Here is a 23,925-nt window from a genome sequence, read left to right as displayed (position 1 = left end):
TTGAGGTATCTATGGCAAAGCAATTACGTGGCGTGATGGCCGCACTCCTGACTCCGTTTAATTCACAGCAGGCGCTGGACAAAGAGAGCCTGCGCCGTCTGGTGCAGTTCAACATTCAACAGGGAATCGACGGTCTGTATATCGGCGGCTCAACGGGCGAAGCCTTCGTACAAAGCCTCGCCGAGCGCGAGCAGGTGCTGGAGATCGTGGCGGAAGAGGCGAAGGGCAAAGTGACGCTGATCGCCCATGTCGGCTGCGTCAGCACAGCGGAAAGCCAGCAGCTCGCGGCGGCGGCAAGCCGTATCGGCTTCGACGCTGTGTCGGCGGTCACACCCTTCTACTATCCCTTCAGCTTCGAAGAACATTGTGACCACTACCGTGCAATCATTGATTCATCGGATGGTTTGCCGATGGTGGTGTACAACATCCCGGCGCTGAGCGGCGTGAAGTTATCCCTCGATCAAATCAATACGCTGGTGACGCTGCCGGGTGTAGGTGCCCTGAAACAGACCTCTGGCGATCTCTTCCAGATGGAGCAGATCCGCCGGGCGCATCCGGATCTGGTGCTTTATAACGGCTACGACGAGATCTTCGCTTCCGGTTTACTGGCAGGCGCAGACGGCGGGATCGGCAGCACTTACAACATCATGGGCGCGCGCTATCAGGCGATTGCCAAAGCGATCCGCGAAGGGGACAACGCAACCGCGCAGCATCTGCAAAGCGAGTGCAACAAGGTTATCGATCTGCTGATTAAAGTCGGCGTGTTCCGTGGTCTGAAAACCGTCCTGCACTACATGGATGTGGTCTCCGTTCCGCTATGCCGTAAGCCTTTTGCTCCGGTGGCAGAGCAGTATCTGCCGGAGCTGAAGGCCCTCGCAGAACAGCTGCTGGCTGAGAAACGCTAATGCATTGCCGGAGAAGCGAAGCGCATCCGGCAAAGACAAAACACGATATGTAAGCCGGATGGTGAATCCGTCATCCGGCAATACGACAAAAAATCGTCGGGAGAGTGTTATGAGTATTTCTACCCAAAGCATCCCGTGGTACCGCCATCTGACCCGCCCACAGTGGCGCGCATTCTCCGCCGCCTGGCTGGGGTATTTGCTTGATGGCTTTGATTTTGTATTGATGGCGTTGGTATTAACAGAAGTCAAAAGTGAATTTGGTTTAACGACGGTCGAAGCAGCCAGCCTGATTTCGGCCGCCTTTATCTCGCGCTGGTTTGGCGGCTTGCTGCTGGGGGCGATGGGCGATCGCTACGGTCGCAAACTGGCGATGATCACCAGTATCGTCCTCTTCTCCTGCGGCACGCTGGCGTGCGGATTTGCGCCAGGCTACGTCACCATGTTTATTGCCCGTATGGTGATCGGCATGGGTATGGCGGGCGAATACGGCTCCAGCGCAACCTATGTGATTGAAAGCTGGCCGAAACATTTGCGTAATAAAGCCAGCGGCTTTTTAATCTCCGGTTTTTCTGTCGGGGCCGTGGTTGCGGCGCAGGTTTACAGTATGGTTGTTCCCGCGTGGGGCTGGCGAGCGCTGTTCCTTATCGGTATTTTGCCAATCATTTTCGCCCTGTGGCTGCGTAAAAACATCCCGGAAGCGGAAGACTGGAAAGCGAAGCACGAAGGCAAAGCGCCGGTGCGCACGATGGTCGACATTCTCTATCGCGGCAAGCACCGCCTGATCAATATCGTCATGACGCTGTTTGCTGGCATCGCGCTGTGGTTCTGCTTTGCCGGTGAGCTAAACAACGCCGGGCTGGTGGTGATTCTGGGGCTGTTATGCGCCTGCGTCTTTATCAGCTTTATGGTGCAAAGCAGCGGTAAACGCTGGCCGACGGGTGTCACCCTGATGGTCGTGGTGCTCTTTGCATTCCTCTACTCGTGGCCTATTCAGGCGCTGCTGCCCACTTATCTGAAAACGGATCTGGCGTACGATCCGATGACGGTCGCCCATGTGCTGTTCTTTAGCGGCTTTGGTGCGGCGGTGGGCTGCTGCGTCGGCGGCTTCCTCGGCGACTGGCTGGGCACCCGCAGAGCGTACGTTTGCAGCCTGCTGGCCTCGCAGCTGCTGATTATTCCGGTGTTCGCCATCGGCGGGTCAAATATTTGGGTGCTGGGCCTGCTGCTCTTCTTCCAGCAGATGCTGGGGCAGGGGATTTCCGGGATTTTACCGAAGCTGATTGGGGGCTATTTCGACACGGATCAGCGTGCTGCCGGGCTGGGCTTTACCTACAACGTCGGCGCCCTGGGCGGCGCGATCGCCCCGATTATCGGCGCTCTGCTCGCACAGCGACTTGAGCTGGGTACTGCGCTGGGAACCCTGTCATTTGGCCTGACGTTTGTGGTGATCCTGTTGATCGGTCTTGATATGCCATCCCGCGTACAGCGCTGGATCCGTCCGGAGGCCCTGCGTACTCACGATGCTATCGACGGTAAACCTTTCAGCGGCGCCGTTCCATTTGGCAGTATTAAAAACGAGCGTGAGGCGGTGAAATGACGACGCTGGCGATCGATATTGGCGGCACCAAACTGGCCGCTGCGCTGATCGACGATGACTTACAGATCCGCGAGCGGTGCGAACAGCCGACACCTGCCAGCAAAACGCCAGACGCCCTGCGCGCAGCGTTAAAATCGCTGGTGGAACCGATAATGTCAGCGGCGCAGCGGGTGGCAATCGCCTCGACGGGGATTATCCGCGAAGGCACGTTGCTGTCGATTAATCCTCACAATCTTGGCGGCCTGCTGCATTTCCCGCTGGTACAGACGCTGGAGTCGATAACCGGACTGCCCGCAATGGCGGTGAACGATGCGCAAGCTGCGGCGTGGGCGGAGTACCATGCGCCTGGCATCAATGCGCCGGATATGGTTTTCATCACCGTCTCTACGGGGGTCGGCGGGGGCGTGGTACTTAATGGCAAGTTGCAGACGGGGGCGGGCGGGCTTGCCGGGCATCTGGGGCATACGCTGGCCGATCCGCAAGGGCCCATTTGCGGCTGCGGTCGTAGGGGGTGTGTGGAAGCGATTGCCTCTGGTCGGGCGATTGCTGCCCGGGCGCAGGGCGAGCTGGCGGGTCTCGATGCGAAGGCGATCTTCGACCACGCGCAGCGCGGGCATCAGCCCGCCCGCGAAGTGGTCGCTCATTCTGCCCAAACGCTGGCGCGACTCATCGCCGATGTCAAAGCAGTAACGGATTGTCAGACCGTCGTTGTCGGCGGCAGCGTTGGGCTGGCTGAGGGATATTTATCGCAGGTCGCTGAGTTTCTTGCGCAGGAGCCTGCGGTCTATCACGTCGAACTTCGCCCGGCGTATTTTCGCCACGATGCCGGTTTGCTGGGCGCGGCAAGACTGGCTACAGGAGCAACATCATGATGATGGGCAAAGCGAGCGCGCTGTCGGGATTACATCCCGTGCTGGCGGAGGCGCTGACACAGGCCATCGCGGCCTGGCCGCAGGACAAAGCGCCGGGGCGTTATGAACTGCAAGGCGACGATATCTTTATGAACGTGATGACGTTCGCCACGCAGGAACCAGAGCAGAAAAAAGCGGAGCTGCACGAGCAGTATATCGATATCCAGCTGTTGCTGGCGGGTGACGAACGCATCCTGTACGGCGTAGCTGGCTCTGCGCGACATTGCGAGGAAAGGCATATTGAGGAGGATTATCAGCTATGTAGCGCCATTGAAGGCGTGCAGCAGCTTGATCTGAAACCCGGTATGTACGCCATCTTTATGCCCGGCGAACCGCATAAACCAGGGTGTAGGGTGAAGGAAATTGAAGAGATTAAGAAAGTGGTGGTGAAAGTGCGCGCCAGTTTGGTCGGCGCATAAAAAAAACCGGATGGCATCGCCATCCGGTTCGCTTTTACACTTCCAGGTAGTTCATGATCCCATCTGCCGCTTTACGGCCTTCGGCAATTGCTGTAACCACCAGATCGGAACCGCGAACGATATCGCCGCCGGCGAAGATTTTCGGGTTGCTGGTCTGGAAAGCGTTTTCGCTACCTTCTGGCGCAATCACGCGGCCCTGGGAATCCAGCTCAACGCTGTGTTTCGCCAGCCACTCCATGCTGTGAGGGCGGAAACCAAATGCCATCACGACCGCATCTGCCGGAACCACATGCTCGGAACCTGCCACGATTTCTGCGCGACGACGGCCTTTGGCATCCGGTGCACCCATTTCGGTACGCGCCATCTTCACGCCGCTGACTTTGCCGTTTGCATTCACTTCGATGCCCAATGGCTGAACGTTGAACTGGAACTCAACGCCCTCTTCACGCGCGTTTTTCACTTCGCGTTTGGAGCCAGGCATGTTCTCTTCGTCACGACGGTAGGCACAGATAACGTGCGTCGCATTCTGACGGATCGAGGTACGCACGCAGTCCATCGCCGTATCACCGCCGCCCAGCACCACCACGCGTTTGCCTTCCATCGTGACGTACGGCTCAGCGGGGGTTTCACCAAAGCCCATCATCTGCTTGGTGTTGGCAATCAGGAACGGCAGGGCGTCAAACACGCCCGGAGCGTCTTCATTTTCCAGCCCACCGCGCATCGACTGATAGGTGCCGACGCCGAGGAACACGGCATCGTAATCTTTCAGCAGATCGTCGATCTGGATATCACTGCCGACTTCGATGTTCAGTTTGAACTCAATGCCCATGTCGGTGAAGATTTCGCGACGGCGGGTCATGACCTCTTTTTCCAGCTTAAAGGCCGGAATACCGAAGGTCAGCAGGCCGCCGATCTCCGGATGACGATCGAACACCACGGCTTTGACGCCGTTGCGGGTCAGCACGTCGGCACACGCCAGACCTGCCGGACCTGCGCCGATGATCGCCACGCGTTTGTCCGTTTGACGCACGCCGGTCATGTCCGGACGCCAGCCCATCTCAAACGCTTTATCATTGATATAGCGCTCGATGTTACCGATGGTCACCGCGCCAAACTCGTCGTTCAGCGTACAAGAACCTTCGCACAGACGGTCCTGCGGACACACGCGGCCACACACTTCCGGCAGGGTGTTGGTCTGGTGCGACAGCTCGGCGGCTTCGAAAATACGCCCTTCGTTGGCCAGCTTCAGCCAGTTCGGGATGTAGTTGTGGACCGGGCATTTCCATTCGCAGTACGGGTTGCCACAGGACAGGCAGCGATCTGCCTGCGCCTTGGCCTGGCCTTCTGAAAACGGCTCGTAAATTTCAACAAATTCAATTTTACGGATCTTCAGCGGTTTCTTTGGCGGATCAACGCGCTGCAGGTCGATAAACTGGTATACGTTCTGGCTCATTGCTACCCCTTACTGCGCCTGCACACGCAGCTCTGCTGCGCTACGACTACGGTGACCCAACAGTGCTTTAACATCGCTGGACTTCGGTTTAACCAACGCGAATTTCGCCGAGAATGCTGGCCAGTTCGCCAGGATCTCTTCGCCGCGCGAAGAACCGGTATGCTGCACATGCTCGGTAATCAGACCGCGCAGATGTTCCTCGTGGATCGCCAGTGTTTCAACGTCCAGCACTTCTACCAGTTCCGGGTTAACGCGTTTACGGAACTCACCGTCTTCGTCCAGGACATAGGCGAAACCGCCCGTCATGCCTGCGCCGAAGTTCACGCCGGTTTTGCCCATTACGCAGACAATCCCGCCGGTCATGTATTCACAGCCGTTATCGCCGATACCTTCAACCACCGTGATGGCACCGGAGTTACGTACCGCAAAACGCTCGCCCGCACGGCCTGCGGCAAACAGACGTCCGCCCGTCGCGCCGTACAGACAGGTGTTACCGATGATGCTCGCTTCGTGGCTGCGGAACGCAGACCCAACCGGAGGACGCACCGCCAGCAGACCGCCCGCCATGCCTTTGCCGACGTAGTCATTGGCATCGCCGGTCAGGTACAGCTCAACGCCGCCGGCGTTCCAGACGCCGAAGCTCTGACCCGCCGTACCGCTGAAGTGCGCGGTAATGGGATCGGCTGCCAGCCCCTGATCGCCATGAGTTTGCGCGATATAGCCAGAAAGCGTAGCGCCTACGGAGCGGTCGGTGTTGCGGATATCAAACCAGAACGTTTTGCTCTGTTTGTCATCAACATACGATTTCGCCTGCTGCAGCAGCTGCGCGTTCAGCACGCCATTGTCGAACGGCGGGTTGTTCTCGGTGCAGTAAACGGCTTTGCCTGCGTGCGGCTCGGCGGTTTCCAGCAGACGGGACAGCTCCAGTTTCTGCTGCTTGGCGGTAAACCCTTCCAGCTCTTTCAGCAGGTCGGTACGGCCAATCAGATCGACCAGACGCTTCACACCCAGCTGTGCCATCAGCTCGCGAGTTTCGCGGGCGATGAATTCAAAGTAGTTAGTCACTTTGAACGGCAGGCCGTGGTAGTGGTTCTTACGCAGTTTTTCGTCCTGAGTTGCCACACCCGTTGCGCAGTTGTTCAGATGACAAATACGCAGGTATTTACAGCCCAGCGCCACCATTGGCCCGGTGCCAAAGCCGAAGCTTTCTGCGCCGAGAATCGCGGCTTTGATGATGTCGAGACCGGTTTTCAGGCCACCATCCACCTGCAGACGGATCTTGTGACGCAGGCCGTTAGCCACCAGCGCCTGTTGTGTTTCCACAAGGCCCAGCTCCCACGGACAGCCCGCGTATTTCACGGAGGAGAGTGGGCTTGCGCCCGTCCCGCCGTCATAACCTGCGATAGTGATCAGGTCCGCGTAGGCTTTTGCCACACCGGTGGCGATCGTGCCCACACCCGGTTCGGAAACCAGCTTCACGGAGATCATCGCTTTCGGGTTGACCTGTTTCAGGTCGAAAATCAGCTGTGCCAAATCCTCGATAGAGTAAATATCGTGGTGCGGCGGAGGGGAGATAAGCGTTACGCCCGGCACGGAGTAGCGCAGTTTGGCGATGTACGGCGTGACTTTATCACCCGGTAACTGACCGCCTTCGCCCGGCTTCGCACCTTGCGCGACTTTAATCTGAATCACGTCGGCGTTGACCAGGTACGCTGGCGTCACGCCAAAGCGACCAGAGGCCACCTGCTTAATACGCGACACTTTGTTGGTGCCGTAACGCGCAGGATCTTCACCGCCTTCGCCGGAGTTCGAGTTACCGCCGATGCTGTTCATCGCTTCGGCCAGCGCTTCGTGGGCTTCCGGGCTGAGTGCACCGATGGACATCGCCGCAGTATCAAAGCGTTTATACAGTTCGCTGGCCGGTTCAACGTCATCAATGCTGACGGTTTCGCCGTTTGGATTCACTGCCAGCAGATCGCGCAGCGTAGCCGCCGGGCGCTCATTTACCAGACTGGAATACTGCTGATAATCGCTGTATTCGCCGCTCTGAACCGCCTGTTGCAGGGTGCGCACCACGTCCGGGTTGTAGGCGTGGTATTCACCGCCGTGAACGTATTTCAGCAGACCGCCTTGATCCAGCGGTTTGCGCGCCAGCCATGCGCGTTTGGACAGGTTCAGCAGGTCCTGCTGGAAGTCAGAGAATCCGGCACCGCCGATACGGCTGATCACGCCCTGGAAGCAGAGATCTGCGACATCATCGTGCAGACCGACCGCTTCGAACAGTTTCGAGCAGCGGTAAGAGGCGATGGTCGAGATGCCCATTTTGGACATGATCTTGTACAGACCTTTGTTGATGCCGTTACGGTAGTTCAGCATCACGGTACGGTAATCTTTCTCGATGGCATGGCCGTCGACCAGTTTCGCCAGCGTTTCGTAAGCCAGGTACGGATAGATAGCCGTCGCACCAAAGCCCAGCAGCACGGCGAAGTGGTGCGGGTCGCGGGCGCTTGCCGTTTCAACAATGATGTTGGCGTCGCAGCGCAGGCTCTTATCCACCAGGCGGGTCTGAATGGCACCCACCGCCATCGGAGCCGGAATCGGCAGGCGGTTTTTAGCGATGTTACGGTCAGACAGCACCAGCAGAACGGTGCCGTTACGGACCATCTGCTCGGCCTTATCACACAGGGCTTTCACCGTCTCTTCGAGGCTCGTTTCGGTCACGTCGAAGGTAATATCGAGCGTGTCGGCGCGGTAGTGCTCCTCAGTCATGGTGGTGAGCTGTTTGAAATCGGAGTACAGCAGAATCGGCGACTTAAAGCTCAGGCGGTGCGCCTGGCCTTCGGCTTCGCAGAAGACGTTCATCTCGCGACCGATACTGGTGGCCAGCGACATCACGTGCGCTTCGCGCAGCGGATCGATTGGCGGGTTGGTCACCTGCGCAAACTGCTGGCGGAAATAATCGTAAATGATGCGTGGCTGGCTGGAGAGCACGGCAAACGGGGTATCATCACCCATTGAGCCGACCGCTTCCTGGCCATTTTCGCCGAGGACGCGGATAACAGAATCCAGCTCTTCGGCGCTGTAGTTAAACTGTTTCTGGTAGCTGGCGAGGGTGTCGTCGTCCAGCTCGCGGCTGCCGACTTCTTCGTTCGACAGGTCTTCGAACGGCACCAGACGGCGGACGTTTGTCTCCATCCACTCTTTGTACGGATGGCGGCTTTTCAGATCGTCATCGGTTTCCGCCGAGTGCAGAATGCGCCCGCTGCGGGTGTCGATAACCATCAGTTCGCCAGGGCCGACGCGGCCTTTTTCGACCACTTCGTCAGGCTGGTAATCCCAGATCCCCACTTCGGACGCGCAGGTGATCAGCTTGTCTTTGGTGATAACGTAGCGCGCCGGGCGCAGACCGTTACGGTCGAGGTTACAGGCGGCGTAGCGCCCATCGGACATAACGATGCCTGCCGGGCCGTCCCACGGCTCCATGTGCATGGAGTTAAAGTCGAAGAACGCGCGCAGGTCCGGATCCATATCCGGGTTGTTCTGCCAGGCTGGCGGAACAAGCAGACGCATTGCACGTACGATATCCATCCCGCCTGCCAGCAGCAGTTCGAGCATGTTATCCATCGAGCTGGAGTCAGAGCCGGTTTCGTTGACGAACGGGGCGGCGTCATGCAGATCCGGGATCAGCGGAGTCTGGAATTTATAGGTACGCGCGCGCGCCCACTGGCGGTTACCGGTGATGGTGTTGATCTCACCGTTGTGCGCCAGGTAGCGGAAAGGCTGAGCCAGCGGCCAGCGTGGAACGGTGTTGGTGGAGAAGCGCTGGTGGAAGAGGCAAATGGCCGATTCCAGACGCAGGTCCGCGAGGTCCAGGTAGAAGCGCGGCAGGTCAGCCGGCATACACAGACCTTTATAGATGTTCACCAGGTTCGAGAGGCTACAGACGTAGAACTCTTTATCGTCCTGCAAACGTTTTTCGATGCGGCGACGGGCAATAAACAGGCGGCGTTCCATATCGCGCGGACGCCAGCCCGCAGGCGCATTCACAAAAATCTGTTCGATACGTGGCAGCGAGGAGAGGGCGATTTCACCGAGCACCCCTTCGTTGGTTGGCACATTGCGCCAGCCGACAATCGACAGGGTTTCGCGTTGAAGTTCTTCTTCGACGATGCGGCGTGAGGCGGCAGCTTTTTCAGGGTCCTGATTCAGGAACAGCATGCCGACAGCGTAGTTTTTGGCTAAACGCCAGCCGCGCTCTTGCGCAACGATCCGGAAGAAACGATCCGGTTTTTGTAGCAGCAAGCCACAACCATCGCCGGTTTTACCATCAGCGAGGATTGCACCACGGTGCTGCATACGGGCCAGTGCGTGTATAGCGGTACGCACTACCTTGTGGCTAGGTTCGCCTTCTATGTGGGCGATCAGGCCGAAACCACAGTTATCCTTCTCAAGGGATTTATCGTACAACATATCAGTGAACCTCCCCAGGCTCTTCGGGACTCCCCACTGAACCGTGGCGCACAGGCACAGAAAGAGCGCGGCGACGGGGTTTGCGTTTCATACGCGCACCTCGCATTCGCCCTCTTCATTTCCTTTTCGCACAGGTCAAACAAGTTTGAGGACTTGCTTCAGAGGGAATCTCAATTACTGCATAAATATGATAAGCAGGCTGCTTATCCAGAAAGCTTCCAGCGGATTTCCAACTTATCGGGAATTGATACACAGGTCAAATGGCAATCTTATTTATACAAAAATGTGCTAAAGGTGAGTTATTGCTTTGAATATAAAGGAGATTTAATCGGTTTTTCAGCTGCAAAAGAGAGGGGGAAGGCGCGAGGGAGTGTGATCTGACTCACTATATGAAAGCGGTATTATCCCTTTGCCGTGCTGAATGGCGGGTTTTTTGCAGGATAATAATCTGGTACGGGCGATCAAGTTGCATAATCGCACTGTTTTACTGCCAGGGGGCGATAAGTGAAAAAATCCCCGCCAACATAAGGAAAAGTAATTGCCAGAGTGATGAATGAAATTGCAGTAATAGTGAGTTTTTATTCAAATGAATAATAGCCGTCCTGGGCGATTGATCCAGGTCATCGCCGACAGAGGCTAAAAATGGCAGGCTTGTCCCCTTTCTCCGGGACGGTCTATCAGATTATGCAGTTACAGAAATTAGTCAACATGTTTGGTGGGGATCTTTCACGCCGCTACGGACAAAAGGTTCACAAGCTCACGCTGCACGGCGGATTTAGCTGTCCTAATCGCGATGGCACCATCGGGCGTGGCGGCTGTACTTTCTGTAATGTGGCCTCTTTTGCCGATGAGGCGCAGCAGCATAACTCTATTGCCGAGCAGCTTTCCCATCAGGCGAGTCTGGTTAACCGCGCAAAACAGTATCTGGCCTACTTCCAGGCCTACACCAGCACCTTTGCAGAAGTGCAGGTGCTGCGCTCCATGTATCAGCAGGCCGTAAGCCAGGCGAATATCGTCGGGCTTTGTGTCGGTACGCGCCCGGACTGCGTACCTGAAGCTGTACTGGATTTACTGAGCGAATATAAAGATCTGGGCTACGAAATCTGGCTGGAGCTGGGATTGCAGACCGCGCACGACAAAACACTGCATCGGATCAATCGTGGTCATGATTTTGCCTGTTATCAGAAAACCACCCGACTGGCGCGGGAGCGCGGTTTAAAGGTCTGTTCGCATCTGATTGTCGGTCTGCCGGGGGAAGGGCAGCAGCACGGTCTGGAAACCCTGGAAAGAGTTGTGGAGACGGGCGTGGATGGCATTAAGCTCCACCCGCTGCATATTGTAACCGGAAGCACCATGGCGAAAGCCTGGGAAGCCGGGCGGTTAAACGGCATTGCGCTGGACGAATACACCGTGACGGCAGGGGAGATGATCCGCCACACGCCGCCGCAGGTGATTTACCACCGCATCTCTGCCAGCGCACGCCGCCCAACGCTTCTCGCGCCCTTGTGGTGCGAGAATCGCTGGACGGGGATGGTGGAACTGGATCGTTATCTGAACCAGCACGGTGTGCAAGGCTCGGCGTTAGGTACGCCGTGGGTCTCCCCGCTACCGACGTCGTCCACCCAGTAAGCTCCCCAGCATGCCGCGCACAATCTGATTCGTCACCTGCCGCGCGGCGCTTTTAGCCATCGTCTGCACCACGCCATCGCGTTTACCGCCGCGTGGTCCGGTGCTGCCAAACAGAATATCTTTCAGCCCGCCGAGAATGCCGTCATCAACGGCAACATCACCCCCTTTAGCCGCTGGAGCTTGCTGCTTCTCGGTACTCGTCTGAACCCCTTTTTGCAGCATCTCAAATGCGGACTCCCGATCCACTTCATCCTCGTATTTGCCGTAAACCGGCGAGTGGTTGATCAGCGCGTTACGCTCGTCGTCCGTCACCGGCCCCATGCGAGAGAACGGCGCGATAACCATTGCGCGCTCGACGATGGACGGGCTGCCTTTGGCATCAAGGAATGAGATGAGCGCTTCCCCGGTGCCGAGCGCCTGAATCGCCTCTTCCGTATCAAACGCAGGATTTGCGCGCATGGTTTGCGCCGCCGCTTTAACCGCTTTTTGATCTTTCGGAGTAAAAGCACGCAACGCGTGCTGCACGCGATTCCCGAGCTGGCCCAGCACGTTATCGGGAATGTCGGAAGGGTTCTGCGAGACAAAATAGACGCCCACACCTTTGGAACGGATCAGACGAATCACCTGTTCGATTTTATCCAGCAGAACCTGTGGGGCGTCGCTGAACAGCAGATGCGCTTCGTCAAAGAAGAACACAATCTTCGGTTTCTCCAGATCGCCCGCTTCCGGTAGCTGTTCATAGAGTTCAGAAAGCATCCACAGCAGGCTGGCGGCGTAGAGGTTCGGCATCTGGTAGAGCTTTTCGGCGCTCAGGATGTTGATGATCCCTTTGCCGTTACTGTCGGTACGCATCCAGTCTTTGATATCCAGCATGGGTTCGCCGAAGAAATGCTCTGCGCCCTGCTGTTCTAGGGTAAGCAATCCGCGCTGAATAGCGCCCACTGATGCGGGGCTGATATTTCCGTACTGGTTCTGAAAGGATTTGGCGTTATCGCCAATGTACTGGGTAATCGCGCGCAGATCTTTAAAATCAAGCAGCAGCAAGCCCTGATCGTCGGCAATGCGGAAAATGATATTCAACACGCCGGACTGGACGTCGTTAAGATTAAGAAGCCGTGCCAGCAGCAGCGGGCCGAGATCCGAGACGGTCGCGCGCACGGGGTGGCCTTTCTCACCGAAAATATCCCACACCACCACAGGATTCGCCTGCGGCTGCCAGTCGGTCACGCCGATGTTTTTCAGCCGCTCAAGCAGTTTTTCTGACGCTGTCCCCTCCTGGGCGATGCCGGTTAAATCGCCTTTCACGTCAGCCATAAAGACCGGCACGCCAATACTGGAAAAAGACTCCGCCAGTTTTTGCAGAGTCACGGTTTTCCCCGTCCCGGTGGCGCCGGTAATCAGCCCGTGGCGGTTCGCCATTCCGGGCAACAGGAACAACTCTTTATCCAGCGTCCGGGCAATCAGCAGTGGTGTACTCATGGTGCGCTTCCTCTCTTTGTCCTGCGTCGAGTATAGGCAACCTGACGGCAATTTGACTCAGTAAATTCCTGACTTTGCGGCGCATTACCCAGCGCGGACTATGCTTTTGCATACGATTCACAAAAAGTTGGAAAGCTATGTCCAGATTCTTTTTTAATGACCGCAAACAGCTGGTCAATGACGCCATTGAAGGCATACTGATCTCCGCGCCACACGGCAATTTGGTCAAACTCGATATCGATCCGGCCATCCGCGTGGTCGCGCGCAGTGACTGGGATAAGAGCCGGGTGGCGGTGATTTCCGGTGGGGGCTCCGGCCACGAACCGGCGCACGCCGGATTTGTCGGCAAAGGGATGTTAACCGCTGCAGTGTGCGGGGATCTGTTTGCGTCCCCGAGCGTCGATGCGGTGCTGAATGCGATCGTGGCAGTGACGGGCGATCGTGGCTGCCTGCTGATCGTTAAAAATTACACCGGCGATCGTCTGAACTTCGGCCTCGCAGCGGAAAAGGCCAAACGCTACGGACTGAAAGTCGAGATGGTGATTGTGGCCGATGACATCGCGCTTCCGGACAACAAACAGCCTCGCGGCATTGCGGGTACCGCGCTGGTTCACAAAATTGCAGGTTTTGCGGCCGAAAAAGGGAAATCGCTGAGTGAAGTCCGGGATATTGCGCAACAGGCCTGCGAAAACCTGTGGAGCCTGGGTGTGGCGATGCAGACCTGTAATCTGCCGGGAAGCGATGACGAAGAAGGGCGCATTAAGCAAGGGCATGTCGAGCTGGGTCTGGGCATTCACGGCGAACCGGGGGCGTCGGTGCTGGATACGCAAAACAGCAAAGCCATTATCGACAAGCTGATCGCGCCGCTCAAAGAGAAGGCGGGTGACGGACGTTTTGCGGTGCTGATTAACAATCTCGGCGGCGTGTCTGCGCTGGAAATGGCGCTGCTGACGAAAGAGCTGGCGCATTCGGCGCTACAGGATCAGATTGCGTATCTCATCGGCCCCGCACCGCTGGTGAGCTCGCTGGACATGAAGGGCTTTTCTCTGTCGCTGCTCAGGCTAAACGAGACCTTTGAACGGGCGATTAATGAGCCTGTCGAGACCATCGGCTGGCAAAAACCAGTGGCGTTTGCGCCGCTGCGCACGTTGCCGCATACGGCTATACAGGATCGCGTGGACTATGCGCCTTCTGACAACGCGCAGGTGGCGGCTTTGGTTGGGGCGGCGACGCAAACGCTGGTCGATCTGGAGAATCGCCTGAATGCGCTGGATGCAAAAGTGGGTGACGGCGATACGGGTTCGACCTTTGCGCAAGGCGCGCGGGACATTGCGCATTTATTGCAAGAGAAGCAGCTGCCGCTGAACGATATCCCGAAACTGTTGCTGCTGACGGGCGAGCGACTGGCAACGGTGATGGGCGGATCGAGCGGGGTGTTGATGTCGATCTTCTTTACTGCTGCCGGGCAAGCGCTTCACGACGGCAAACCGCTGGCGGATGCTCTCCTCAGTGGGCTTGCGCAAATGAAGCAATACGGCGGGGCGGATCTCGGCGATCGCACATTGATCGATGCGCTGCAACCGGCGCTGGAAGCGTTGCAGAAGAGCGACATCCAGGCTGCTGCACAGGCGGCGAAGAAAGGGGCCGACGCGACGGCCAGTATGCAAAAGGCTGGCGCGGGGCGTTCGTCGTATGTGAATAAAGAGAATCTGGACGGGGTGACGGATCCAGGGGCGGTGGCTGTTGCGGAAGTTTTTGCGGCGCTCGCGCGATAATGTGAAATGTGCCGGGTGGCGACTGCCTCACCCGGCCAGCGATTGAGTGTTGTCGCCCGGTAAGCAAAACGCTACCGGGCGATTAATGTCAGAAGTCCGCTTTCAACACCACGCGATAACGGGCTTTACCGTCACGCACATGCTGGATGGCTTCGTTGATTTTCGACATCGGGTAGAGTTCGGTAGTTGGCGCTACTTTGGTGCGTCCCGCGAACTTCATCAGTTTGCGCAATTCAAACGGGGTACCGGTCGCAGAGCCGGAAATGCTGCGATCGCCGCCAATCAGGGTGAATGCCGGAACCGGAAGCGGCTTCAGTACCGCACCGACGGTGTGGAAATTCCCGCCGTATGCCAGCGCTTCAAAGTACGGCTGCCAGTCGAGATCGACATTGACCGTGTTGATGATCAGATCGAACTGACCGGCCAGCGCTTTCAGCAGTTCCGGATCGCGGCTGTTGACCACTTTATCAGCCCCCATCGCCAGCACTTCTTTCTCTTTCGCCGGATTGGAGCTAAAGGCAGTCACTTCACAGCCCATCGCGTGCAGTAATTTGATGGCGATATGGCCTAAACCGCCGATGCCAATGACGCCGACGCGGCTGGTGGCAGTGACGTGATGCATTAGAAGGGGTTTGAAAACGGTGATACCGCCGCACAGTAGCGGGCCAGCGGATTCGATATCAATGCTGTCGGGCAACGGGATAACCCACTGCCAGTCGGCGCGAAGTTTGTCGGCGAAACCGCCTTTATTGAGGATGGTAGGAACTGCGCCTTCCAGACAGTTGATCTGGTTGCCGCTAATACAGGCATCGCAATGGCCGCAGCTACGAGCGGTCCAGCCAATACCGACGCGCTGGCCGACTTTCAGCCCTTTGTCCTGTGCTGCTGTACCCAGTGCCACCACGCGGCCAATCACTTCGTGTCCGGCAACCAGCGGATAGCTTGAGATGCCCCATTCGTTGTCGATCATAGACAGGTCTGAGTGGCAGATCCCGCAATAATCGACCTGGACTTCGACGTCTTCTGCTTTCAGCTCGCCCGCATCGTATTCGTACAGTTCAAGGTCTGCACCTGCCTGCGGCGCGGCATAGCTTTTTATCTTCGACATCGTCTTTCCCCCGTTTTGGTGTGAACTGAGAGTGTAGAGCATTCAGTTTACAGCTGCTTAACAGAAGAGGGCGGGAAGGAGATTTACAGAGTTTTCAGCATCCTGACTTCGCAATCGACATGCCCGGTACAGCCCAGCGGCGCATCGATATGTTCAAAACCCAGGTGCTCGTATAAGCCGATGGCTTCTTTAAGGAAGGCGGTCGTTTCGAGGTAGCAACGTTTAAAACCTTGCGCGCGCGCGTGATCGAGAGCAAGCAGCGCCAGCTTTTTCGCCAGGCCTTGTCCGCGCACGTTCGACAGGAAATACATCTTTTGCAGCTCGCAGATATCTGGCTCGCTGCAACTCAGTGGCGCGACACCGCCTCCACCGACGACTTTGCCGTTCTGTTCAATCACCCAGTAGGCATGGCCCGGCTGGCTGTAAAGCTGAAACAGCTCGTCCAGGTTGGGGTCGGCGACGGTATAGCCTTTATCGGCCGTCAGGCCGTACTCCGCCGACACTTCACGGATAACCGCAGCGATCCCGGCGTTGTCTTGCTCAGTGATCCGGCGCATAGCCGCTGCGACGGGGGTAATCACGCTCATAGCATTACTCATGACAAAAATTGACACACAGTTGCAGTTAATAGCACCACAGAAAGGGGAGTGCAAGCGAGGATAATTCAGGGAGGATACCCCTTGCCTGCGATCAGGCAAGGGGTAGAGGCATTACAGCGCGGCGATAACGGCCTGCTGCTCGATCAGTTTCGCTTTTGCATCGGCGAAGGCGACCAGACGTTCACGCTCTTTCGCGATAACCGCTTCAGGGGCGCGTGCGACAAAGCCTTCGTTAGCCAGCTTGCTCTCGATTTTTCCGATTTCCAGTTCGACTTTGGCCACTTCTTTTGCCAGACGAGCCAGTTCGGTCTCTTTATCGATCAGACCCGCCATCGGGATCAGCAGCTCGGCGCCTTCGATGATTTTAGTCACGGAGACCGGACCTTTGTCATCAGCTGGCAGCACGGTGATGCTTTCCAGACGCGCCATGTTTTGCAGGAAGCTACTGTTCTCAGTCACACGACGAATCGCCGTCTCGCTGCAACCGCGCAGCAGCAGTTCCAGTGGTTTGCCTGGAGAGATGTTCATCTCTGCGCGAATGTTACGGATTGCCACAATCGCCAGTTTCAGCCATTCGGTATCGGAAGCGGCTGCTTCATCTACCTGTGCGGCGTCGAATTCCGGGAACGGCTGCAGCATGATGGTGTCGGCAGTGATGCCTTTGATGACCTTCACACGCTGCCAGATGGTCTCGGTGATGAACGGGATGATTGGGTGCGCGAGACGCAGCAAACCTTCCAGAACGGTAATCAGCGTGTTGCGCGTGCCGCGCAGCTCCGCTTCATTGCCGCCATTCATTACTGGCTTGGTCAGCTCCAGATACCAGTCGCAGAACTGGTTCCAGGTGAACTCATACAGAATGCCTGCTGCGATATCAAAGCGATAGGTATCCAGCGCTTCACGGTACGCTTTGATGGTCTGGTTGAATTCCGCCAGAATCCAGCGATCCGCCAGAGACAGGGTCATTTCGCCGCCGTTAAAGCCGCAATCCTGATCTTCGGTGTTCATCAGCACGAAGCGGCTGGCGTTCCACAGCTTGTTACAGAAGTTGCGGTAACCTTCCAGACGTTTCATGTCCCAGTTGATATCGCGACCGGTAGAGGCCAGCGCTGCCAGGGTGAAACGCAGGGCGTCGGTGCCGTGCGGCTCGATGCCGTCCGGGAATTGCTTCTCGGTGCGCTTGCGAATTTTCTCTGCCAGCTGCGGTTGCATCATGTTGCCGGTACGTTTCTCCAGCAGATCTGCCAGCGAAATCCCGTCAACCATATCCAGTGGGTCAATAACGTTACCCTTGGATTTGGACATCTTTTGGCCTTCGTCGTCACGAATCAGACCGGTCATGTAAACGGTATGGAACGGAACCTGCGGCTTGCCGTTTTCATCTTTGATGAAGTGCATGGTCATCATGATCATGCGGGCAATCCAGAAGAAGATGATGTCGAAGCCGGAGACCATCACGCTGGTCGGATGGAACTGACGCAGGGCGTCGGTGTTTTCCGGCCAGCCGAGAGTGGAGAAGGTCCACAGGGCGGAGGAGAACCACGTGTCCAGAACGTCTTCGTCCTGGCGCAAGGCCACGTCAGCGCCCAGATTGTTTTCCTGACGCACTTCTTCTTCGGTGCGGCCAACGAACACGTTGCCGTCGTTATCATACCAGGCCGGGATACGGTGACCCCACCACAGCTGACGAGAGATACACCAGTCCTGAATATCGCGCATCCAGGAGAAGTACATGTTTTCATACTGTTTTGGTACGAACTGGATATCACCGTTCTCAACCGCTTCGACAGCCGGTTTCGCCAGGATATCGGCACGCACGTACCACTGGTCTGTCAGCATCGGCTCGATGACCACGCCACCACGGTCGCCGTAAGGAACGGTCAGATCGTGAGGTTTGATCTCTTCCAGCAGGCCGAGCGCGTCAATGGCCGCAACCACCGCTTTACGCGCAGCAAAACGTTCCAGTTTCTGGAATTCAGCCGGGATTTCAGAGGAGTAAACGTCTGATTCTTCGCCTTTGGTGTCATACACTTCCGCGCTTTCACGGATATCGCCGTCAAAGGTCAGAATGTTAATCATCGGCAGGGCGTGACGACGGCCAACTTCATAGTCATTGAAATCGTGTGCCGGGGTGATTTTCACACAGCCGGTGCCTTTTTCCATATCGGCGTGCTCGTCGCCAAGAATTGGAATACGGCGGTTCACCAGCGGCAGAACCACAAATTTACCGATCAGATCTTTGTAGCGCGGATCTTCCGGGTTAACGGCCACGCCGGTATCGCCCAGCAGGGTTTCTGGACGCGTCGTCGCAACCACCAGGTAATCTTTACCGTCTGCGGTTTTTGCGCCATCGGCCAGCGGATAGCGGATGTGCCACATGGAGCCTTTAGACTCGCGGTTTTCCACTTCCAGATCGGAGATCGCAGTGCGCAGTTTCGGGTCCCAGTTCACCAGGCGTTTGCCACGGTAAATCAGGTCCTCTTTGTACAGACGGACGAAAACTTCTTTCACGGCGTTGGAAAGGCCTTCATCCATGGTGAAGCGCTCGCGCTCCCAGTCCACGGAGTTGCCGAGACGACGCATCTGACGGGTAATGGTGCCGCCAGATTCGGCTTTCCACTGCCAGATTTTGTCGATGAACGCATCGCGACCGTAGTCGTGGCGGGTTTTACCTTCTTCAGCGGCAATCTTACGCTCAACCACCATTTGGGTCGCAATGCCCGCGTGGTCAGTCCCGGCCTGCCACAGGGTGTTTTTGCCCTGCATGCGCTGGTAACGGATCATGGTATCCATGATGGTTTGCTGGAAGGCATGACCCATATGCAAACTGCCGGTGACGTTCGGCGGCGGGATCATGATGCAGAAGGACTCTTTGCTTTCATCGCCGTTAGGCTTGAAATAGCCCTGCTCTTCCCAGTGCTCGTAAAGCGGCTGTTCGATATCTCGTGGGTTGTATGTCTTTTCCATTATTTCCAGGTTGCCGTATTCAGGTTAAAACCGGCCAGGCGGTACGCTTTGTAGCGTTCGCGCGCCAGTTGTTTCAGAGAATCTTCGTGAGGGACAAAGTCTACCACTTCTGTGAAAGCGGTGGCAAAATCTGCAAAGCCGATACGCAGGCTGATCAGAATATCGCGCGCGCTGCTGTTACGCTTTTGTGGCCAGGCAATCTCCACCGGTGCGCCACCGCGCGGCCCTTCTCCCGACAAATTATGCGGAACAAAACCTTCGGGTGGCCTTGCCCACAGCGCTTCGTCAAGACGAATCGCCTGCGCTTCATCTTCACAGGCAATCAGGACGCGTTTACCGCTGCGCCAACGTTCTGCGGCAATTTCACACACCAGCTGCTCAACGGCGCTTAAGCCATCGACGGTGTTATCGTTGTCCAGAAGGTAGAACGTCGCATTCTTCATAATATGGGGCTTCTTTGGGTGGATTTAAACGCAAAGCCGGGGGTTACCCGGCCAGCGTACACCTTGTAGGTCCGGCAAGCCTGACGCCGCCGGACAACGGCGTGCAACTACTCTTCGCCGTTAAAACCGGCGCGGTTAAGCAGGAACTGCGACAGCAGGGCAACTGGACGACCGGTAGCGCCTTTGGCTTTACCGGAGCGCCATGCGGTACCCGCGATATCCAGGTGAGCCCAGTTGTACTTGCGGGTAAAGCGTGCCAGGAAGCAACCTGCGGTAATCGCCCCGCCAGGACGGCCGCCAATGTTGGCCATGTCTGCGAAGTTAGATTCTAGCTGCTCCTGATACTCATCGCCCAACGGCAGACGCCATGCGCGGTCGCCCGCTTGCTCGGATGCGCCGATCAGCTCGTGGGCCAGCGGATTGTGGTTCGACATCAGGCCGGTGATGTGATGGCCGAGGGCAATCACACAGGCGCCGGTCAGCGTCGCCACGTCGATGACCGCTTCAGGCTCAAAGCGCTCCACGTAGGTCAGCACGTCGCACAGCACCAGACGGCCTTCGGCGTCGGTGTTAAGCACTTCAACGGTCTGGCCGGACATGGTGGTCAGAACATCGCCAGGGCGATACGCGCGACCACCAGGCATGTTTTCACAGCCCGCCAGTACGCCGATGACGTTAATCGGCAACTGCAGTTCGGCAACCATACGCATCACGCCGTAAACCGCCGCTGCACCGCACATGTCGTACTTCATCTCATCCATGCCTTCGGCAGGCTTGATGGAGATACCGCCGGAGTCGAAGGTGAGGCCTTTGCCAACCAGCACGATAGGGCGCGCGTCTTCGGACGGATTGCCTTTGTACTCGATGACCGACATAAGCGATTCGTTTTGCGAACCGTTTCCGACCGCAAGGTACGAGTGCATCCCCAGCTCTTTCATCTGCTGTTCGCCGATGACGCGGGTGACGACATTTTTGCTGTAGGAATCAGCCAGCTGACGCGCCTGCGAGGCCAGGTAACCGGCGTTGCAGATGTTTGGCGGCATATTGCCGAGATCTTTCGCCGCTTTGATACCGGCGGCAATCGCCAGACCGTGCTGAATGGCGCGCTCGCCGCTGGTCAGCTCGCGACGGGTTGGGACGTTAAAGACCATTTTACGCAGCGGACGACGCGGTTCGCTTTTGTTGGTCTTCAACTGATCAAAACTGTAGAGGCTCTCTTTCGCGGTCTCAACGGCCTGACGCACTTTCCAGTAGGTGTTGCGACCTTTCACGTGCAGTTCGGTCAGGAAGCAGACGGCTTCCATTGAGCCGGTATCATTCAGGGTATTGATAGTTTTCTGAATGACCTGCTTGTACTGGCGTTCATCAAGCTCGCGCTCTTTACCGCAACCAATCAGCAGAATGCGCTCGGACAGCACGTTGGGAACATGGTGCAGTAACAGCGTCTGCCCAGGTTTGCCTTCGAGTTCGCCACGGCGCAGCAGGGCGCTGATATAGCCGTCACTGATTTTATCGAGTTGTTCGGCGATCGGGGAGAGTCGGCGTGGTTCAAAGACGCCCACAACGATGCAGGCACTCCGCTGTTTCTCCGGGCTACCGCTTTTTACACTGAACTCCATGCACTACGCTCCTGAATCTTAAAGACAACGACGGCTGCTACGGATAGAATTGAAACCTTTCGTAACTCATGTCCGCTGTTGTGGTGACTTCGTGTTAATCTTACGTTACTACGGTTTCGACACGTCAAAAAATATCCTGAAGCGCGACACCGCCGGGTTTTTTAATCTTAGCGATGTTTTCGACGACTCAAGAGAATAAATGACGTTTAAGCCATGAAACAAGCAATTTTCCAGCAAAGAGACGGGTTTTTACGGGCGTATTTAAAGTGATAATCATAAGATATCTGGTGCGGGAGACGCTCAAAAGCCAGCTGGCGATCCTTTTCATCTTACTTCTGATCTTTTTCTGTCAGAAGTTAGTCAGGATCCTCGGCGCGGCGGTAGACGGCGAAATCCCAACAAATCTGGTGCTTTCTCTGCTCGGATTAGGCGTGCCCGAAATGGCGCAGCTTATTCTGCCGCTAAGCCTTTTCCTCGGCCTGCTCATGACGCTGGGAAAACTCTATACCGAAAGTGAAATCACCGTCATGCACGCCTGCGGCCTAAGCAAAGCCGTACTGGTGAAAGCCGCGATGGTGCTGGCACTGTTTACCGGTATCGTGGCGGCGGTAAACGTAATGTGGGCCGGCCCCTGGTCTTCCCGACATCAGGATGAAGTGCTGGCCGAAGCCAAAGCCAACCCTGGCATGGCGGCGCTCGCGCAGGGCCAGTTCCAGCAGGCCACAGACGGCAGCTCCGTCCTCTTTATTGAAAGCGTTGACGGCAGTCGATTCAACGACGTGTTCCTCGCGCAAATCCGTACCAAAGGCAACGCCCGCCCTTCCGTGGTGGTCGCGGATTCCGGTCAGCTCTCGCAGCGTAAAGACGGCTCTCAGGTGGTGACGCTGAACAAAGGCACCCGCTTTGAAGGCACCGCGCTGCTGCGCGACTTCCGTATTACCGATTTCCAGAACTATCAGGCGATTGTCGGCCATCAGAACGTGGCGCTCGATCCAACGGATACCGAGCAGATGGACATGCGTACCCTGATAAACACCGATACCAATCGCGCGAGAGCGGAACTGCACTGGCGTCTGACGCTGGTATTCACCGTGTTTATGATGGCGTTGATGGTTGTGCCACTGAGCGTGGTTAACCCGCGTCAGGGTCGTGTGCTCTCGATGCTGCCAGCGATGCTGCTCTATCTGGTGTTCTTCCTGCTGCAAACGTCTATTAAGTCGAATGGCGGCAAGGGCAAGATCGACCCGATGATCTGGATGTGGGTGGTCAATGGCCTGTACCTGCTGCTGGCAGTGGTATTAAACCTGTGGGATAGCGTGCCGATGCGCCGCATACGTGCCCGCTTTGTACGTAAAGGAGCGGTGTGATGCAGGCTTTCCGCGTTCTTGACCGCTATATCGGTAAAACCATTTTCACCACCATCATGATGACGTTGTTCATGCTGGTGTCGCTCTCGGGCATCATCAAGTTTGTCGACCAGCTGAAAAAAGCCGGGCAGGGGAGTTACGACGCACTGGGCGCCGGGATGTACACCATTCTCAGCGTGCCAAAAGATGTGCAAATCTTCTTCCCGATGGCCGCGCTGTTAGGCGCGTTGCTGGGGCTGGGGATGCTGGCCCAGCGCAGTGAGCTGGTGGTGATGCAGGCTTCGGGCTTCACCCGTATGCAGGTGGCGCTGTCGGTAATGAAAACCGCTATTCCACTGGTCCTGCTGACGATGGCGATCGGTGAATGGGTCGCTCCGCAGGGCGAGCAGATGGCGCGTAACTATCGTGCGCAGGCCATGTACGGCGGCTCTTTGCTCTCGACTCAACAAGGCCTGTGGGCGAAAGACGGTAACAACTTCGTCTATATCGAACGCGTAAAAGGTGATGATGAGCTGGGCGGTGTGAGTATTTACGCCTTCAACGATCATCGCCGTTTACAGTCCGTGCGTTACGCGGCCACGGCGAAATTCGATCCGGCGCAGAAGCTCTGGCGCCTGTCGCAGGTGGATGAGTCGAACCTGCAAGATCCGAAACAAATCACCGGTGCTCAGACCGTTTCGGGCACCTGGAAGACCAACCTGACGCCTGACAAACTGGGCGTGGTGGCGCTGGACCCGGATGCGCTCTCTATCAGCGGCCTGCACAATTATGTGAAGTACCTGAAGTCGAGCGGCCAGGATGCCGGGCGTTATCAGCTCAACATGTGGAGCAAAATCTTCCAGCCAATGTCCGTGGCGGTAATGATGCTGATGGCGCTGTCGTTCATCTTCGGGCCGCTGCGTAGCGTGCCGATGGGCGTGCGTGTGGTCACCGGTATCAGCTTCGGCTTTGTTTTCTACGTGCTGGACCAGATCTTTGGCCCGCTGACGCTGGTCTACGGTATTCCACCGCTGATCGGTGCGCTGCTGCCAAGCGCGTCGTTCTTCCTGATCAGCCTCTGGCTGCTTCTCAGACGCTCCTGATCGCACCTCTTCCTCACTCCCGAATCGCCGGGAGTGAGGCTAATCTCCTGATTCACGCCGCACTTTTTCACACAACCTTCAACGCCTTGCCCGGAATTTGAG

General features: G+C 56.8%; 16 protein-coding genes. 8 read left to right on the top strand and 8 right to left on the bottom strand.

Annotation, left to right across the window (positions count from 1 at the left end; all coding sequences use genetic code 11):
* The first annotated feature begins 11 nt into the window (after positions 1-11).
* The 4 genes from nanA to nanQ all read left to right on the top strand — a co-directional run bounded on the left by nanA (position 12) and on the right by nanQ (position 3,832).
* Positions 12-905, top strand: coding sequence for an N-acetylneuraminate lyase (gene nanA, locus ACB496_RS19840; protein WP_371973346.1), 894 nt, complete (start codon positions 12-14; stop codon positions 903-905).
* Positions 906-1,014: 109 nt separating this feature from the next.
* Positions 1,015-2,502, top strand: coding sequence for an MFS transporter (locus ACB496_RS19835; RefSeq protein WP_371973345.1), 1,488 nt, complete (start codon positions 1,015-1,017; stop codon positions 2,500-2,502).
* The gene (gene nanK / locus ACB496_RS19830) at positions 2,499-3,374 is read left to right on the top strand and encodes an N-acetylmannosamine kinase (RefSeq protein ID WP_371973342.1); all 876 of its coding nucleotides are present in this window, start codon (positions 2,499-2,501) and stop codon (positions 3,372-3,374) included. Before ACB496_RS19835 ends, nanK begins: the two co-directional genes overlap by 4 nt.
* Positions 3,371-3,832 carry an N-acetylneuraminate anomerase gene (gene nanQ, locus ACB496_RS19825; RefSeq protein WP_371973340.1) on the top strand — a complete coding sequence of 154 codons (462 nt, stop codon included), beginning with the start codon at positions 3,371-3,373 and terminating at the stop codon, positions 3,830-3,832. Before nanK ends, nanQ begins: the two co-directional genes overlap by 4 nt.
* 34 nt (positions 3,833-3,866) lie before the next feature.
* Here the strand turns inward: nanQ and ACB496_RS19820 are convergent, their stop codons facing one another.
* Both ACB496_RS19820 and gltB read right to left on the bottom strand, forming a co-directional pair.
* Positions 3,867-5,285: a glutamate synthase small subunit gene (locus ACB496_RS19820; protein ID WP_371973338.1), complete on the bottom strand. Its 1,419-nt coding sequence runs from the start codon at positions 5,283-5,285 to the stop codon at positions 3,867-3,869.
* A gap of 9 nt (positions 5,286-5,294) precedes the next feature.
* Positions 5,295-9,755: a glutamate synthase large subunit gene (gltB, locus tag ACB496_RS19815; protein WP_371973337.1), complete on the bottom strand. Its 4,461-nt coding sequence runs from the start codon at positions 9,753-9,755 to the stop codon at positions 5,295-5,297.
* 684 nt (positions 9,756-10,439) lie between these two features.
* Here gltB and ACB496_RS19810 point away from each other — a divergent pair.
* On the top strand, positions 10,440-11,384 hold the full coding sequence (locus ACB496_RS19810; RefSeq protein WP_371975262.1) for a TIGR01212 family radical SAM protein: 945 nt from the start codon (positions 10,440-10,442) through the stop codon (positions 11,382-11,384).
* Here ACB496_RS19810 and ACB496_RS19805 read toward each other — a convergent pair.
* Positions 11,361-12,863, bottom strand: a complete 1,503-nt coding sequence (locus ACB496_RS19805; protein WP_371973336.1) for a helicase HerA-like C-terminal domain-containing protein — start codon at positions 12,861-12,863, stop codon at positions 11,361-11,363. The two genes, ACB496_RS19810 and ACB496_RS19805, sit on opposite strands and share 24 nt — an antisense overlap.
* A gap of 137 nt (positions 12,864-13,000) precedes the next feature.
* Between ACB496_RS19805 and ACB496_RS19800 the strand changes: the two genes are divergently transcribed.
* The gene (locus ACB496_RS19800) at positions 13,001-14,638 is read left to right on the top strand and encodes a dihydroxyacetone kinase subunit DhaK (RefSeq protein WP_371973335.1); all 1,638 of its coding nucleotides are present in this window, start codon (positions 13,001-13,003) and stop codon (positions 14,636-14,638) included.
* 88 nt (positions 14,639-14,726) lie between these two features.
* Here ACB496_RS19800 and ACB496_RS19795 read toward each other — a convergent pair whose 3' ends face one another.
* From ACB496_RS19795 to pepA, 5 genes are all read right to left on the bottom strand, one after another.
* Complete coding sequence (locus ACB496_RS19795) at positions 14,727-15,746, bottom strand: NAD(P)-dependent alcohol dehydrogenase (protein WP_102105500.1); 1,020 nt, start codon at positions 15,744-15,746, stop codon at positions 14,727-14,729.
* Positions 15,747-15,829: 83 nt separating this feature from the next.
* Positions 15,830-16,333 (bottom strand): GNAT family N-acetyltransferase, encoded by a 504-nt coding sequence (locus tag ACB496_RS19790; protein WP_100778714.1) that lies wholly within the window; start codon positions 16,331-16,333, stop codon positions 15,830-15,832.
* Positions 16,334-16,456: 123 nt separating this feature from the next.
* A complete protein-coding gene (locus ACB496_RS19785; RefSeq protein ID WP_102105497.1) occupies positions 16,457-19,312 on the bottom strand; it encodes a valine--tRNA ligase in 2,856 nt (951 codons plus the stop codon).
* Entirely contained in the window at positions 19,312-19,755 is a 444-nt protein-coding gene (gene holC, locus ACB496_RS19780; RefSeq protein ID WP_100778716.1) for a DNA polymerase III subunit chi, read from the bottom strand. The genes ACB496_RS19785 and holC overlap by 1 nt, the downstream gene beginning before the upstream one ends.
* Positions 19,756-19,862: 107 nt before the next feature.
* Positions 19,863-21,374, bottom strand: a complete 1,512-nt coding sequence (pepA, locus tag ACB496_RS19775; protein ID WP_100778717.1) for a leucyl aminopeptidase — start codon at positions 21,372-21,374, stop codon at positions 19,863-19,865.
* A gap of 266 nt (positions 21,375-21,640) precedes the next feature.
* On the opposite strand from pepA, the gene lptF reads away from it, so the two are divergent.
* Both lptF and lptG read left to right on the top strand, forming a co-directional pair.
* Positions 21,641-22,741 (top strand): LPS export ABC transporter permease LptF, encoded by a 1,101-nt coding sequence (lptF, locus tag ACB496_RS19770; RefSeq protein WP_100778718.1) that lies wholly within the window; start codon positions 21,641-21,643, stop codon positions 22,739-22,741.
* Positions 22,741-23,823: an LPS export ABC transporter permease LptG gene (gene lptG / locus ACB496_RS19765; protein WP_319417670.1), complete on the top strand. Its 1,083-nt coding sequence runs from the start codon at positions 22,741-22,743 to the stop codon at positions 23,821-23,823. Before lptF ends, lptG begins: the two co-directional genes overlap by 1 nt.
* The last annotated feature ends 102 nt before the right edge of the window (positions 23,824-23,925 follow it).

It is taken from the genome of Lelliottia nimipressuralis, from assembly GCF_041464075.1.
Classification (GTDB): domain Bacteria; phylum Pseudomonadota; class Gammaproteobacteria; order Enterobacterales; family Enterobacteriaceae; genus Enterobacter; species Enterobacter nimipressuralis.
The sequence above is the reverse complement of the archived record's forward strand: the minus strand, read 5'-3'. Positions and strand labels throughout refer to the sequence as shown.